Origin of the sequence: Shinella sp. HY16, assembly GCF_028534175.1 — a bacterium.
Taxonomy (GTDB): Bacteria; Pseudomonadota; Alphaproteobacteria; order Rhizobiales; family Rhizobiaceae; genus Shinella.
Genome location: NZ_JAHYXL010000001.1, coordinates 1905777 through 1921153 on the forward strand (window position 1 = coordinate 1905777; position 15377 = coordinate 1921153).

At 65.8% G+C, this 15377-nt stretch carries 13 protein-coding genes and 1 riboswitch; of the genes, 4 read left to right on the plus strand and 9 right to left on the minus strand.

The window, feature by feature from the left end; all coding sequences use genetic code 11:
• The first annotated feature begins 120 nt into the window (after nucleotides 1-120).
• Nucleotides 121-1104, plus strand: coding sequence for an N-acetyl-D-Glu racemase DgcA (gene dgcA, locus K0P03_RS09660; protein ID WP_272789455.1), 984 nt, complete (start codon nucleotides 121-123; stop codon nucleotides 1102-1104).
• Here the strand turns inward: dgcA and K0P03_RS09665 are convergent.
• Together K0P03_RS09665 and K0P03_RS09670 are read right to left on the minus strand one after the other, a co-directional pair.
• Nucleotides 1074-2291 (minus strand): MFS transporter, encoded by a 1218-nt coding sequence (locus tag K0P03_RS09665; RefSeq protein ID WP_272789456.1) that lies wholly within the window; start codon nucleotides 2289-2291, stop codon nucleotides 1074-1076. The two genes, dgcA and K0P03_RS09665, sit on opposite strands and share 31 nt — an antisense overlap.
• A 261-nt stretch (nucleotides 2292-2552) precedes the next feature.
• Nucleotides 2553-3389: a UDP-2,3-diacylglucosamine diphosphatase gene (locus K0P03_RS09670; RefSeq protein ID WP_023514975.1), complete on the minus strand. Its 837-nt coding sequence runs from the start codon at nucleotides 3387-3389 to the stop codon at nucleotides 2553-2555.
• Between the two features lie 235 nt (nucleotides 3390-3624).
• Here K0P03_RS09670 and K0P03_RS09675 point away from each other — a divergent pair, with 235 nt between their 5' ends.
• Complete coding sequence (locus tag K0P03_RS09675) at nucleotides 3625-5937, plus strand: NADP-dependent malic enzyme (protein WP_024271082.1); 2313 nt, start codon at nucleotides 3625-3627, stop codon at nucleotides 5935-5937.
• Nucleotides 5938-5952: 15 nt separating this feature from the next.
• Here the strand turns inward: K0P03_RS09675 and K0P03_RS09680 are convergent, their stop codons facing one another.
• Entirely contained in the window at nucleotides 5953-6315 is a 363-nt protein-coding gene (locus K0P03_RS09680) for a winged helix-turn-helix transcriptional regulator (protein ID WP_272789457.1), read from the minus strand.
• Nucleotides 6316-6425: 110 nt separating this feature from the next.
• On the opposite strand from K0P03_RS09680, the gene K0P03_RS09685 reads away from it, so the two are divergent.
• Nucleotides 6426-7133, plus strand: a complete 708-nt coding sequence (locus tag K0P03_RS09685; RefSeq protein WP_272789458.1) for a glutathione S-transferase family protein — start codon at nucleotides 6426-6428, stop codon at nucleotides 7131-7133.
• Between the two features lie 30 nt (nucleotides 7134-7163).
• Here K0P03_RS09685 and K0P03_RS09690 read toward each other — a convergent pair whose 3' ends face one another.
• Together K0P03_RS09690 and K0P03_RS09695 are read right to left on the minus strand one after the other, a co-directional pair.
• Nucleotides 7164-8753 (minus strand): ABC-F family ATP-binding cassette domain-containing protein, encoded by a 1590-nt coding sequence (locus tag K0P03_RS09690; protein ID WP_272789459.1) that lies wholly within the window; start codon nucleotides 8751-8753, stop codon nucleotides 7164-7166.
• A gap of 151 nt (nucleotides 8754-8904) precedes the next feature.
• Nucleotides 8905-9966, minus strand: a complete 1062-nt coding sequence (locus tag K0P03_RS09695) for a phytanoyl-CoA dioxygenase family protein (RefSeq protein WP_272789460.1) — start codon at nucleotides 9964-9966, stop codon at nucleotides 8905-8907.
• 269 nt (nucleotides 9967-10235) lie between these two features.
• Between K0P03_RS09695 and K0P03_RS09700 the strand changes: the two genes are divergently transcribed.
• Complete coding sequence (locus K0P03_RS09700) at nucleotides 10236-11345, plus strand: DUF2865 domain-containing protein (protein ID WP_272789461.1); 1110 nt, start codon at nucleotides 10236-10238, stop codon at nucleotides 11343-11345.
• On the opposite strand, the gene bluB is transcribed toward K0P03_RS09700, so the two are convergent.
• From bluB to K0P03_RS09720, 4 genes are all read right to left on the minus strand, one after another.
• On the minus strand, nucleotides 11338-12030 hold the full coding sequence (gene bluB, locus K0P03_RS09705) for a 5,6-dimethylbenzimidazole synthase (protein WP_023513101.1): 693 nt from the start codon (nucleotides 12028-12030) through the stop codon (nucleotides 11338-11340). The two genes, K0P03_RS09700 and bluB, sit on opposite strands and share 8 nt — an antisense overlap.
• A gap of 46 nt (nucleotides 12031-12076) precedes the next feature.
• Nucleotides 12077-12297, minus strand: a riboswitch (cobalamin riboswitch).
• Nucleotides 12298-12353: 56 nt separating this feature from the next.
• Complete coding sequence (locus K0P03_RS09710; protein ID WP_023513100.1) at nucleotides 12354-13172, minus strand: SDR family oxidoreductase; 819 nt, start codon at nucleotides 13170-13172, stop codon at nucleotides 12354-12356.
• 236 nt (nucleotides 13173-13408) lie between these two features.
• Nucleotides 13409-14920: a sensor domain-containing diguanylate cyclase gene (locus K0P03_RS09715; protein ID WP_130515742.1), complete on the minus strand. Its 1512-nt coding sequence runs from the start codon at nucleotides 14918-14920 to the stop codon at nucleotides 13409-13411.
• 98 nt (nucleotides 14921-15018) lie between these two features.
• Nucleotides 15019-15375, minus strand: coding sequence for an ammonium transporter (locus K0P03_RS09720; protein ID WP_130515740.1), 357 nt, complete (start codon nucleotides 15373-15375; stop codon nucleotides 15019-15021).
• Nucleotides 15376-15377 lie beyond the last annotated feature (2 nt).

Below are 15377 nucleotides of genomic sequence, written 5' to 3' on the forward strand. Positions count from 1 at the left end.
TCTTCCCGTGCTTGGGACAACATGCGCCTGTCTTACCGGCTCGCCGCCCATCTGTCACCGAACTAACCTGCAAAAGCCCCTTCCCGCCTCGATTTTTTCAAGCCTGCCAGGATTAGTCCCATGCGCCGCACATTGCTCGCCACCACCGAAAGCTTCCCGATTGCCGGCACCTTCACCATTTCGCGCGACGCCAAGACGACGGCCGAAGTGGTGACCTGCACGATCGGCAGTTCGGGCCTTTCCGGCCGCGGCGAATGCGTTCCCTATGCGCGCTACGGCGAATCGGTTGCCGGCGTGCTCGCCGCCATTGAGGACATGCGCGGCGCCGTGGAGGACGGAATCGGCCGCGAGGAACTGGCGCGGGTCATGCCCGCAGGTGCGGCCCGCAACGCCCTCGACTGCGCGCTCTGGGATCTCGAGGCGAAACTGTCGGGGGTGCCGACCTGGCAGGTGGTCAATGCCGCGGCGCCGCAGAAGCTCGTCACCGCCTTCACGCTCTCCCTCGGCGACCCCGAGGCGATGCAGCGCCAGGCCGCACAGGAGGCAGGCCGCCCGCTTCTCAAGGTCAAGGTCGGCACGGCGGACGATGCCGCCCGCATCCGCGCGGTGCGTGCCGGCGCCCCCGAGAGCGCCATCATCCTCGACGCCAACGAGGGCTGGACGCCGGAAAACCTCGCCTATCACTTCGCGCTCTGCGCCGAGGCGCGCATCGCCCTTGTCGAGCAGCCGCTTCCGGCCGGAAACGATTCGGCCCTGCGCGACATTGCCCGCCCGGTCCCGATCTGCGCCGATGAGAGCGTGCACCAGACGCAGGACATCCCCAAACTTGCCGACCGCTACGACGCGATCAACATCAAGCTCGACAAGGCCGGCGGGCTGACGGAGGCGCTCGCGCTGCGCGAGGCGGCTAAGGAATGCGGCCTGAAGATCATGGTGGGCTGCATGGTCGGCACGTCGCTGGGCATGGCCCCGGCCGTGCTGTTGGCGCAGGGCGCCGATTTCGTCGATCTCGACGGCCCGCTGCTGCTTGCCCGCGACCGCGAACCGGGTCTGCGCTATGAAGGTTCCACCGTCTATCCGCCCGAGGCCGCGCTCTGGGGCTGAACACGCGGCGCGACGATGCGTCCGGCAATGACCGAGAGAAGACCGGCAGCGGCAACGAGCGACATCAGGTAGAAGCCCTGGACGCCGTACCAGCTGAAGGCATAGCCCGAGACGAAGGTGGCGAGCGCCGTGAAGACGCCGGTGTAGAAGAAATAGAGCCCCTGCGCCGCCGCCTCCTGCTCCTCCGCCACGCGCTCCACGAGCCGGCTCTGCGCGCTCATATGGATCAGCGCGTAGGTGAAGGCATGCAGACATTGCAGCGCGAAATAGCCGGCAAAGGACATGTCCATCGGAAAGAGGATCCAGCGGCCGACCGCAACGGCGCCGCCGGCCATCATCATGGACCAGAGATTGAAGCGGCGCCGCAGCTGGACGGCAAAGAGGAAGAAGAGCACTTCGGCCAGAACGCCAGCGCTCCAGAGAATACCGACGTCGACGCCGCTGAATCCCATCTTCTGCCAGTAGATCGCCGAAAAGGCGAACAGCATGGCGTGGCTCGCATTGACCAGCGAGACGCCGATCAGCATGAACTGCACATCCGCCTGCCGTAGCGTGCTCTTCGTCGGCATGGTCGCGATCGCGGCAATCGGCGACGGACGGCGCGGCTTGCCGATCCTGGGCGCGATCACCGCGCCGATCACGGTCAGCACGAAGGCCACCGCCATCGCCGGCAGCACCATCGCACCGCCATAGAGGCCGGCAAGCCAGCCGCCGGTCATCGTCGCGACGATGAAGGCGAGTGACCCCCACAGGCGCATCTTGCCGTAGTCGAAATTCCAGCGCCGCACGCCCGACAGCATGATCGCCTCGGTGATCGGTACATAGGGTGAATAGACCGCGCCCTGCAGCGTATAGAGCAGCAGCACCGGCCAGAAGGAGCCCGTCGCAAAAAGCGCGAGAGCCGTCGCGAGCGACAGCAGCGCCGACCAGAGCAGCACGATCGAGCGCTCGCCGATCCGGTCCGCGATGATGCCCGCCACCGGCGCAGTGAAGACGCGCACGAACAGCGGCACGGCGAGAACCATGCCGATCTGGAAATCGCTCATCGAAAGCGTTTCCAGCCAGACCGGAAAGAACGGCAGCGCAATGCCGTTGACCATCATCGGCGCGCAAAAGACGAGAGCGATACGCGCAGCAAAATACGGCGGCGCGCCGGCGGTCACGGTAAAACCGGAGGGGGCATTCATTGGCGGGGAACCTGCGTTGGAACGCCCTCCGCTCTATCATGCCGATGTACGTACGCCAATGCGCTATTTCTGCCCACCGGCGGGAATGCCGAACTTGTGAAACCGGACACAGGCGCAGCGCGATCCGCCAGCTTCCGCCCCATGCTTTTGCATCCCGGATGCACGCAAGTTGCCGCAGGGCAGTTCCGCTTTTCTTCGAATCGCGGAAACGCTCTATCTCGTTTTTACGCAAAACCACTACGCGCTTCCGCTGGAATTTCTCTAAGCGGCCTCCGGCTCCCGGGTCTCGATCGCCAGCATCCGGTGCGAGACCGGAAGGACTTCGGCGGGGCTTGAGGCGAGCTTCTGCCAGGTGATCAGTTCCATCTCCCCGTCATGGTGTTCGGCAATCGCCGTGCAGCTCTCCACCCAGTCGCCGCTGTTGATATAGCGGATGCCGTCGATCTCGGTGATGACGGCGTGGTGGATATGGCCGCAGATCACACCGTCGGCATCGTGGCGCCGCGCCTCCTCGACGACCACCTTCTGGAACTCGCCGATGAAGTTCACCGCCGTCTTGACCTGCTGCTTGGCCCAGGAAGAGAACGACCAGTACGGCAGGCCGAGCCGGCGGCGGATGGCGGCGAAGACCACGTTGATGGCGATGGCCGCGTCATAGGCCCAGTCGCCGAGATAGGCGACGACGCGGGCATGGCGCACGACGACGTCGAACTCATCGCCATGCAGCACGAGATAGCGCTTGCCGTCGGCCGCCTCGTGGATGATGCGGTCGGCCACTTCCACGCCGCCGAAATGGGTGCCGGGGAAATCGCGCAGGAATTCGTCGTGGTTGCCGGGAATGTAGATGATGCGTGTGCCCTTGCGCGCCTTGCGCAACAGCTTCTGCGTGACATCGTTGAAGGCCTGCGGCCAATACCAGTTGCGCTTCAGGCGCCAGCCGTCGACGATGTCGCCGACGAGCACGATCGTCTCCGCTTCATGATGCCGCAGGAAGTCGATCAGGAAGTCCGCCTTGGCCGCCTTCGATCCCAGATGCACGTCCGAGATGAACAGCGTGCGGAAGTGGCGGACAGTGGGGTCGGCAAGGGTCGCAGTCATGCGTTCTTCTCCGGGTGGCCAGCCGCCGCGGTGGTCGTCGGGAGGGGCGGCTTTCAACCCGTTGAAAACCAGACTCCTGTTTCAGATTGATGACACACCTATGCCTTTTTCGGCGGCAAATAGGCATTGCACAGGCCGCTGATTGCGGCTTTATGGAAGACTCGGAAAACTTCACGTCGCGGCGGTTTCGCAGAGCCAAGAGCCGCAACGAAAACAGCATATGGCAGGGAGCATCATGAGCACGGGTGACAAATCGCGGACGCAGGACGGTCCGGCAAGCGGCGACATCGACCAGCAGGCCCTCTTCTTCCACCGCCACCCCCGCCCCGGCAAGCTCGAGATCAACCCGACCAAGCCGCTCGGCAACCAGCGCGATCTGGCGCTTGCCTATTCGCCGGGGGTCGCCGCGCCCTGCCTTGCCATCCGTGACGACCCCAACACGGCCGCCGACTACACGGCGCGCGCCAACCTCGTCGCCGTCGTCTCGAACGGCACGGCCGTGCTCGGCCTCGGCAATATCGGTCCGCTCGCCTCCAAGCCCGTGATGGAAGGCAAGGCGGTGCTCTTCAAGAAGTTCGCCGGCATCGACGTCTTCGACATCGAGATCGACGCGCCGACCGTCGACGAGATGGTCAATGTCGTCTCGGCGCTGGAGCCGACCTTCGGCGGCATCAACCTCGAAGACATCAAGGCGCCGGAATGTTTCGAGGTGGAGCGCCAGCTGCGCGAGAAGATGGATATCCCCGTCTTCCACGACGACCAGCACGGCACTGCCATCATCGTCGCTGCAGCGGTCCTCAACGGCCTGGAGCTCGCCGGCAAGGCGTTGTCGGACGCCAAGATCGTTGCTTCGGGCGCCGGCGCGGCCGCGCTTGCCTGCCTCAACCAGCTCGTTTCCCTCGGCGCGAAGGTCGAGAACATCTGGGTGCATGACATCGAGGGCCTGGTCTACAAGGGCCGCGAAGCCCTGATGGACCAGTGGAAGAGCATCTATGCGCAGGAGACCGACAAGCGCCAGCTCTCCGAGACCATCGACGGTGCGGACGTCTTCCTCGGCCTGTCGGCCGCCGGCGTGCTGAAGCCGGAGCTGCTTGCGCGCATGGCGGAAAAGCCGCTGATCATGGCGCTCGCCAATCCGACGCCGGAAATCATGCCCGAGGAGGCGCGCGCCGCCCGCCCGGACGCGATGATCTGCACCGGCCGGTCGGACTTCCCGAACCAGGTCAACAACGTCCTCTGCTTCCCCTACATCTTCCGCGGCGCGCTCGATTGCGGCGCGCGCACGATCAACGAGGAGATGAAGATGGCCGCCGTGCGCGCCATCGCCTCCCTCGCCCGCGAGGAAGTGTCCGATGTCGCCGCCCGCGCCTATTCCGGCGACACGCCGAGCTTCGGTCCGAACTACCTCATCCCCTCGCCCTTCGACCAGCGCCTCATCCTGCGCATCGCGCCGGCAGTCGCCCGCGCGGCGGCGGAAACCGGCGTGGCGACACGCCCGATCGCCGATTTCGACGCCTATCTCGACCAGCTCAACCGCTTCGTCTGGCGCTCGGGCTTCGTCATGAAGCCGATCTTCGCCGCGGCGAAAAATGCGGCCAAGAAGCGCGTGATCTTTGCCGAAGGCGAAGACGAGCGCGTGCTGCGCGCCGCACAGGTGCTGCTGGAGGAGGACATCGCCAAGCCGATCCTCATCGGCCGCCCGCAGATCATCGAAGCGCGCCTCAAGCGCTACGGCCTGCGCGTCCGCCCGCAGACAGACTTCGAAGTGGTGAACCCCGAGGACGATCCGCGCTACCGCGATTATGTCGACGACTATTTCCGCATCGTCGGCCGCCGTGGCGTCATTCCGGAAGCCGCACGCACCATCGTGCGCACCAACCAGACGGTCATCGGCGCGCTCGCACTCAAGCGCGGCGAAGCCGATGCGCTGATCTGCGGCGTCGAAGGGCGTTATGCCAAGCACCTGCGGGATGTCAGCCAGATCATCGGCAAGAAGGAGGGCGTGCTCGACTTCTCCGCCCTCAGCCTGCTGATCTCCCAGCGCGGCGCCACCTTCTTCACCGACACCTATGTCACCTTCGACCCGACGGCCGAGGAAGTGGCACAGATGACGGTCATGGCTGCACAGGAAATCCGCCGCTTCGGCATCACGCCGCGCGCCGCCCTGGTCTCCCATTCGAACTTCGGCTCGCGGGATTCCGACAGCGCCTTCAAGATGCGCCGCGCCATGGAAATGGTGCGAGACATGGATCCGACGCTCGAGGCGGACGGCGAAATGCACGGCGACGCCGCGATTTCCGAGGCGCTGCGCCAGCGCGTCATGCCGAATTCGACGCTGTCCGGCGAAGCCAATCTCCTTGTCTTCCCCAATCTCGACGCCGCCAACATCACGCTTGGCGTCGTCAAGACGATGACGGACAGCCTGCACGTCGGCCCGATCCTGCTCGGCGCCGCCATGCCCGCCCATATCCTGTCGCCGTCGGTCACCTCGCGCGGCGTGGTGAACATGGCCGCCCTTGCCGTGGTGGAAGCCTCCTACCCGGCCTGAGCCGCAATCCCCGCCTTACGAAACGGCCGCCACCTCGGCGGCCGTTTTTGTTTGCGGTGCCGGGTGCGCGGCATCCCGCGCCTCCCACCAGTCGCCGAGCGCATCGACCAGCGGCAGCAGCGTCAGGCCGGATGGCGTAAGGTCGTATTCGACCCGCAGCGGATAGCCGTCGAACACCGTGCGCTGCACGATGCCCGCCTTTTCCAGCTTGCGCAGTTCGAGCGTCAGGATGCGGTGCGAGACGGTGGGATTGTCGCGCCTGAGGTCGCTGAAGCGCTTCGTTCCGTCCTTGAGGTAATAGATCAGCAGCGTCGGCCAGCGGCCGCTCAAGACCTGCATGACCTCCTCGATCGGGCAACGGGAAACGAGATCCTTCATGACGGGCTCCGGCGTGGTGACAAAAATGTGCGTAATTTACATGGGGGCAGGCAAGGCTTAGGTCCAGTGTCGCTGCGCAGCGTGGTCAACAGAAATCACGGAGAAGAACATTGGAACCGATCCTCGTCTACGGCTTCCCCGCCGGAAGCTCCATGGGCCTTGTCGCCGCGCTGGAGTGGCTGGGAAAACCCTATCGCCTCTGCCGCGTCGACATGCTGGGCGACATGCGCGACCCTGCCTATGCTCGCCTCAACGCCCGGCACGAGACACCCGCCCTCGTCACCGATGACGGCCGGGTGATCACCGAAACCATGGCCATCACCCACTGGATCGCCGCACGCGACACCGAGCGGCGCGTCAGCTTCGAGGCAACGGCGCCGGAAGCCGACCGCATGGTTCAGCTGATGGCCTTCCTCAACACCGGCTTCACCGGTTCCTTCAGCCCGCTCTGGTCGGCGCTCGAACTGGAGACACCGGACCCGGTGCTCGAAGATTCGCTGCGTCGCTGGGGCCGCGAGGGGGTCATCGAACGGCACGACAAGCTGGAGGCGATGCTCGGCGACACGCCCTATCTTGCCGGCGACCGTCCGACATTGGCGGACGGCGTGCTCATCGGCGTCGCCCGCTGGCTCGACTACCACGCCGTCGCCCCGGCAAGCCGCTGGCCCCGAATCGAGGCCATCCGCCGCCGGCTGGAGGCCGACCCTGCCGTCGTGTTCGCCACCGCACTGGAAAGCGGCGAGACACCGGCCGGCAACGGCGCCTTCAGGGGCCACGTTCCGCTTGCCGAGGTCATCGAGCGTTTCGGAAAGGCCTGAAGAAGGAAGGTCGGGCAAAACCCGGCCTTCCTATCCTCCCACAGAAAGCTCCAGCCGGCGCGTGACACCGATCGCCGTCAGAAACGCCTCGTCATGGCTGACGACGAGGAGCGCGCCGTCATAGGCGCGCAGTCCCGCCTCCACCGCCTCAATCGAATCGATGTCCAGATGGTTCGTCGGCTCGTCGAGGACCAGCAGCGCCGGCGGCCGCCCCCCGCCGAGCACACAGGCTAGTCCGGCACGCAGCAGCTGCCCGCCCGAAAGGCTGCCGGTGACCTGCAGCGCGGCATCCGCGCGGAACATGAAACGCGCCAGCGCCGCCCGGCAGGCATTTTCGCCGGAACCGGGGTTGATCCGGCGAAAATTATCGCGGATCGACAGGGCCGGATCGAGCAGGCTCACCTTCTGATCGAGCATGGAGGCGTCCGTAAAGAGGCGCACGCTGCCCTGCCACGGCATCAGCGCGCCGGTGACGAGCGCCAGGAAGGTCGTCTTGCCCGCACCGTTCGGCCCCGTCACGGCCACCCGCTCCGGCCCGGTCAAGGTGAAGGAAAGGTCGCGGATGACCGGACGGTCCGGCCGGTAGCCGGCGGTGACGCCGTCCATCCGGAGCACCGTCTTGCCGGCGGCAAGATGGGTCGGCGGCACGCTGACGCTCAGCGGCTGGAGGATTTCGATGCGCTCGCGCGCTGCCGCTACCGCTTCGCCCGCCTGCGCCTGGCGGTCCTCGGCAAGCCGCGCATTGGCGCCGCCCGTCAGCTCGCTGCGCTCCTTCATCGCGCCCAGCATGATGCGCGGAATGTCGCCACGCGCTTTCTTGCGGCGGCCGGCACTGTCCTTGCGCGCCTTGCGCTCGGCAATGACTTGCATGGTGTGCGCCACCTCAGCGGCATGCCTTTCCGCATCCGCAAGGTCACGATGGGCGGCGGCGAGTTCCAGCGCCTTGCGCGCACGATAGGCGCTCCAGTTGCCGCCATAGCGGGTGGCGCCGAGCGTCGTCAGCTCGACGATGGCATCCATGGTCTCCAGCAGCGCGCGGTCGTGGCTGACGACGATCGCCCCCGCCCGCCAGCCGGCGAGCAGATCGATGACCGCCTGCCGCCCATCCCGGTCGAGATTGTTCGTCGGCTCGTCGAGCAGCAGGAAATCGGGCGCGCTGAAGATGAGGGCCGCGAGGGCCGCCCGCGTGCGCTGTCCACCGGAAAGAGCGGCAATCGGCGTCTCCGGCTCCGCCTCCAGCCCGACGCGGGCGAGCGCGGCGGCAAGCCGCGCCTCCAGCGTCCAGTCCGCATCGGCAAGGGCCTCGGCGTCCGCCTCCCCGCGCGCCGCACGGGAAAGCAGGTCGAGCGCCTCGACGATGCCGAACAGGCTGGCAACGGTTTCCTGCGGGTTGACCTGCACGCTCTGGCGCAGCAGCCCGACCGTGCCGTTCACGGCGACGGTGCCGGCCTGCGGCGTGAGCGCGCCGGTGACGAGCTTCAGCAGCGTCGTCTTGCCGACGCCATTGCGGCCGACGAGGCCGGCACGCTCGGCGCCGAAGGTCAGGTCGAGATCGGAAAGGAGGGCGTGGCCGTCAGGCGTGGACCACCGGATTTTGGAAAGGGTGATGGAATGCGGCATGAATAGAGATTTCCCCGAGGACAAAACGAAGTCGGTTTGTGGTCGGGTTGAAATCCATGGTGCACCATCCGGTCGGCATTGCGTTGCCGGAAATCTAGGGTCGAACCGGCCGCCTTGCAAGGGTGCGGCCGGTTCGTCCGTTTTTTTTGGCTCAGGCCGAGGGCTGCTTCAGCCGCTTCGACCATTCGTCGGCCTTGCCCTGGCCGGCATCCTTCCAGGGCGAGCCCTTGAGGCCGAGCTTCGCACGAAACCCCATGGCCGAGATGATCAGGCGGTTCATGCCGGAGGCGATGAAGGGCAGCGAGGCGATGTGCAGACCGGTAAACGGCAGGAAGGGATTGCGGCGCAGCGAGCCGTAGATCTCGATGCGCGTCGTCGTCTTGTAGCTCGGGCTGCGGGCATGGAAGCCGTGCGTGTCGGCGACGACAAGCGTGTTCGCCTTCACCGTCATCTTGACCGGCTGGCCATAGCCCAGCGCCGTCAGCTCGTCCGGCATGATGCGCAGCGAGCCGCGGGCGGAATACTTGTTCTCGATCGCATCGGCATTCTCGCTGATGTCGCGCTCCCAGGCGAGGCGCTGCGGCGTCATCTCGTGCGAGCCGGGCACATAGGCGAACGGGCCGTCCTCCTCGCCGACATCGCGCAGGAACAGCCACGCCTTGGCCGTCGGCTGGAACGTGTCGCTGTGCAGCGCGGTCTGCGGGTCGGTCGAACCCTGCGTGATGACGGACGGCAGCGCCATCACCACCTGCACGACGAGCAGCGGCTGGCCGGCATGGGACGAGACGTAGCGCAGGAGATTGGTGACGCGCGGGTCGTTGCGCGCCGCCTTGAAGCCCGGCAGGCTTTCGAGGTCGCTGTCGTCGATGATCGCGCGGCGCGTGACGGTTTCGCCCTGCAGCATGTCGTAGCGCTCGAAATCCCGCTCGGCGATCTCGCGGGTGACCGCGGCAAACACGTCGGGCGACAGGAAGTTCTCGATCTTCACGAAACCGTTCTCGGCATATTGCCGGCGGTGATCCGGGGCGACGAGGTTTTCCAGCTTCCTGCGGCGCCAGGCGGCCATGCGCATGGCAAGCGACACGCGCTTCTCGTGCAAGCCCTTCCGGTTCAGCCACTTGCTACCGATGATGGGGTTGTCAGCGAAGGATTTTGCGCCGGATGCGAGCTGAAGCGCGTACCAGGGGCTGAGCAAGATGGAGGAAATCCGCATGAATACCTGCCTGCAAGGGCCGGGGTTCCGCCATAGGCGGTTGCGCCATCCGGGCGCAGACCGGCTGTTGAGTTTGTCGAGAGTGCTACACCAAGGCCCATGGGAGATCAATTGCGCGCCACGGGCAAAAAGGTGAATACGCAACTCATATTTTGTGACCGACATTAATCACAAATCCGGGAGCACGTTGCGCTTCCCCCGCCAGGGCCTATGATAGGAACTGCATATGCGGCCGGAACGCGGCCAAACCAATTCACGGGATCGATGATGTGACCGGGCGCCTTCGCCTCCTCCTTGCCATTGCAACCGGCCTGCCGCTGCTCCTGTCGGGCGGCACGGCGGCGGCGAACGTGTGCGAGCGCCTCCAGGCGGAGCTGGCCAACCTGCCCAAGGTGGTGGTCGATACGACGAGCGCACGCAAATATGCCGGCGCGATCGCCCGCCAGAACATTCAGCTGCGCAAGGCCAGGAGCGACCAGCGCCGCCTTGGCTGCTCGGGCGGCAGCATCATCGTGGTCGGCGGGGCGAATGCCGGAGCTTGCGACACGCTCTCAAGCGTCATCGGCAAGATGGAGCGCAACCTTGAAATCCTCGACAAGAAGCGCCGCGAATTTGCCGGCGGCACCTCGTCGCAGGGCAAGCGCAGCCGTCTCACCGCCCTCCTGGCGAGCAACGGATGCGGCGACGAGGCGAAGGTCATGCCGATCGCGGCGACCGAGACGCTGCGCACGCTCGATGAAAGGCGCACCCTGCCCCTCGGCACCGCGCCCGACGGCAGCGAGCGCCTGCAACTGCGCTCGCTCGGCGGCAGCAACGGCCATGGCAACCTGCGCACCGTCTGCGTGCGCACCTGCGACGGCGGCTTCTTCCCGATCTCGTCGGGCGCGACACCGCTCGACTTCCGGCGCGACCAGAAGGTCTGCGCCATGATGTGCCCGGAAACCGAGACCGAACTGTTCTACCAGTCGATGACCAGCGGCCAGGAAACCGAGCAGATGACCTCCACGGTCACGGGACGCCCCTATTACGAAATGCCGAACGCCTTCTCCTACCGCACGCGCGACCTTTCCAAGCCCGGCGCCTGCGGCTGCAACCTCTCGGCCTACTATCAGGAGATGATCAAGCGCGAGAAGGCGCTGAAGGGCGACGACGCCGAGACCGCGCGCGCCGGCACCGCCGACGATTCCGACAGCGGCTCGATCACCACCATTCGCACCCTGCCGAAGAAGGAAGAGACCCCGGTCAAGGTGCCGGCGAAGGTCGAGGAGCGCGACTACGACCCGGCCAGCAGCAAGGTGCGCACGGTCGGCCCGGTCTTCCTGCCGGCCAACGAATCCGCCATCGACCTTGGCCGCCCGGTGGATGCCGGCGTCAACTGACACCTTCCTCCGGCCAGCGTTCCTCGAACACCAGGTCTTCCAGCGGCAGGCGTTGCCGCCAGCCCTTCACCGCCAGCTCCGGCTCGCCGTAGAGCCGGTCGACGAAGCCGACGCACAGCCAGGCGACGATCTCGACATGACCGGGTATACCGAGGATCGAACGGATATCGCTGTCGTGGAAGATGCTGACCCAGCCGACGCCGACGCCTTCCGCCCGCGCCGCGAGCCACAGATTCTGCACGGCGCAGACCGTGGAATAGACGTCCATTCGCGGGTTGTGCGTGCGACCGAGAACCACGCTGCCGCCGCGGGTCGGATCGCAGGTCACGCAGATCGACAGCGGCGCCTTCAGGATACCCTCCAGCTTCAGCGCACGATACTGCGCCTGACGCTCTCCTTCGAACATCGCCGCCGCCTCGGCATTGGCTTTCAGGAAGGCCGCATGCACCGCCTGACGGGTCGCCGCGCTGCGCACCAACAGGAAGTTCCATGGCTGCATGAAACCGACGGACGGGGCATTGTGGGCGGCCTGCAGCAGGCGGCCGACGAGGTCGTCCGGCAAGGGATCGGTCAGGAACTGGTCGCGCACGTCGCGGCGCGTTTCGATGGCACGGTAGACGGCTTGCTTTTCCTCACGGGAAAAGGCGCCCGCCCGGACCAGAGGGTCCAAGGGTTCGCTTCGCATCGTCATCTCCCCAACAATGCGTCACAACCTGCCGCCGTCCGCGCGGTTCGGTCTATCGTGCCAGGCCGGTCTTCTGACTTCGGGTCGCGCGGCAGGCACCTGCCTTCCCGGTTGAACAACCAGTGGCAAAAGCCTGAATCGATTCAAGCTTTTACGGTGCAAACCATCCCCGTCACAGCGTTGGGCACGTTCCGGACCTGAGCGTTTCGCCCGCCCCGGATTCCCGATTCTCCCGCCGGAGCGGGCACCTGACGCGAAGGATATGCGCATGGCTTGCGGGCGCGATCAAGCCCGCCTGCGCCATGCACCGCCGTGCCTGCGCCTCAGAGCGGCGCATCCGGATGGGGCGAGCCGTCATAGGCACCCCAGATAGACTGGTCGAAGCAGATCACCGAGCCCGTCATCAGGCCGGATTCCGGCGAGGAGAGATAGGCGCAGGCCCGCGCCACCTCGGCCGGATCGACGAGCCGCCCGAAGGGCTGGCTTGCCGCCGCTTTCGCCAGCCAGTCGTCGGCCGCGCCATGGAATTCGCGCTGGATGCGATCCTCTCCCTCCGAGGCCATCCAGCCGATGTTGAGGCCGTTGACACGGATGCGGTTGCGCAGAACGGCATAGGCCGTGTTCTTGGTCAGCGTCTCGAGCGCGCCCTTGGAGGCACAATAGGCGGCGATGAAGGGCTGGCCGGCCTTGGCCGACATCGAACCGATATTGACGATGGTGCCCTCGGTCTTCTCGCGCCGCATCACCGTGATCGCCTCCTGCATGAGGAAGAACGGCGCGCGTACGTTGACCGCGAACATGCGGTCGAACAGCTCCGGGCTCGTATCGAGGATCGTGCCGCGGTCGGTGATGGCGGCGGCGTTGACCAGCGCGTCCACACGGCCGAAGGCCGCGTCGCAGGCGGCAATGACCGCGCGCGCATCCTCGACCACAGCGAGATCGGCCTTCACATAGAGTGTCGCAACACCCGTCGCGCCGGAAATCTCCTTGGCCTTCGCCTCGCCCTTGGCGGCATTGCGACCGCAGATGACGAGGCCCGCCGCACCCCGCTCGGCAAAGAGCCGGGCGATCGTCGCCCCCAGTCCCTGCGTTCCTCCCGTGACGACGGCGATCTTGCCGTCGAGCCGCGCACCTTCACTCATGCCATGCCTCCCTTGCAGACCGGCCGACACTGGCTCGCGAACAACGAGAAGCCGATCGACACATGATTCATTTCCGCAAGCAAATCCCCTATCGGGCTGTTTCTCAAGCCATTTCCGGAGACAGAGACCGACCGGACACGACTATCTTCAGACAGGGCCGGCGCCTGCTGCGGCGCATCCTGGCGGAAACCCCATGGAAACAAGGCGGTAGGCGCTTCAGTGCGCAGGGCGACTGGTCAGGCCGCGCGTACCGCATCGGCTTCGGCAATCGCGTCGCCAGCCATGTCGCCGACATGAACGGCTCGGTTGCGACCGGCATTCTTGGCCGCATAGAGCGCCGCATCCGCCATCACCATCACATCGTGCAGGCTACCACCATGGTCCGGGAACTGGGCAATGCCCGCGCTGCCGCCGATGACCAGAAGCTGCCCGTCATGGGCGATCGGTATTTGCGCATCCCGGACAAGGCCCTCAGCAAGCTCGAGGAGCATCTCGCGGCTGGAGACACCGCCAAGGAGCACGGAAAACTCATCGCCGCCGAGGCGGGCGACCGTACCGAGCGGGCCGATACGCTCGGAAAAGCGGCGTGCGACAGCCTGCAGCACCGCATCGCCAGCCGCATGGCCGTACCGGTCGTTGACGGCCTTGAACCGGTCGAGGTCGAGAGCGACGATCGAGAAGGGCTGGCTCTCGCCCTTGCGGATGGCATGGCGCACCTCTTCGTCGAAACCGCTGCGGTTCTTCAGCCCCGTCAGCGGATCGTGCTGGGCAAGGAAGGCGTTCTGCGCCTCGCTGCGCTGCAGTGCCTTGACCAGTGCAGAGAAGCGCAGCGTGACAAACAGCATGACGCCGGCAAAGACCAGCACGAACATCGCGATCTGCGGCAGTGCCGATTTCCAGACGAACAGGCCGGGCATGTTCGGCCGCCAGGAGGCGACCATCGGATTGTAGGTATCGGCACCGACCGGCGTCATCACCAGCCCCGGCTCCTGCGTCACGATGGGCGTGAAGCCGAGGTCGCGCAAACCGAGTCGCCGCTCGGTATTGGCCAGCATCTTCTGCGAAACCGGCTTGACGGTGATCAGCAGCGTCGGCTGCATCCGGCTTGCGGGAATGTAGAGCGACTTCGGGATAACTGCCTGCACGACGACGATGCTCATGACGCGGTCGATGAGGCGCATGCCGGAGACGTGGATTTCCGGCAGCGCCGGCGTCAGCAGGTCGGGGTCCTCCTTGGCGCCCTGGACCTGCCATCCGCCACGGTCGGGCGACAGCGCCTCGCGGTAGGCGCGCTCGGCCTTGAGCGTCAGGTCGCTCACCCAATGCAGCTTCTCGCGCGCCTTGCTTTCGGAAACCGTCTCGCCGCGATGCACGCCGAGCACCTTTTCCCCGTCCGGCGTGGTGAAGATCATCCAGGAAAAGCCGAAGTCGGCCCACATCCAGTCGCGCAGCTGATCCTTGACGAAGGCATCACCCGGCATGCCGTCCTTCAGTTCGTTGAAGGTCTTGTCCCAGAAGGACAACTGGCTCTGGTACTGCACCACCTGGTCGATCTGATGGCCGAATTCGTTGCGCACCAGCGTGCGCTCGGTCTCGGCGGCAAAACTGTCGGCCCGCTCAATGGCATAGTCCAGCACGAGATAGTTCGCGGCGCCGAACAGGACGACGATCATCACCGCCGCCATCCGGATCGCCAGACCAACCCCGCGTCGCCGCATTGAGCGGCCCACCTGCGCCTTGCCTGTCATCGTTTCCCTGCCTGTCCCCTGCCGGTTTCTCCGGCTTATGGGACGAAGGCTAAATGACAGACGGCAAAATTCGCTTAAATGAGCTGGTGAGCGAAAACTTAACTTCCGCCAGCCGGATCCGGGAAACCTGACGCTCCATCCTGCCGAGTCTCCTCCTCCGCCGAGAGCTTCCGGCAGATAGACTGCATCAGCACAAGATTGCGCTGGTCGCGCCAGGTGGTGACGACACCCCAGACGAGGAGCAGCAGGATGGAAAGGAAGGCAACGCCGAGAATGACGAGGCTGCCGGTTGCAAAGCCGTAGAAGCCGAAAACCGCCGGCGTAGCGAAATAAGCGATCTGCGCCGAAAGCTGCCGCCCGGCCGAAAGATCACTGAGTGACCACAGCCGGATCAGCCGGACTTCCTCCTCGGTGAAGGCCGGGCGCAGGCCCGGCTTGTCGGCGGGATCGCCCACGC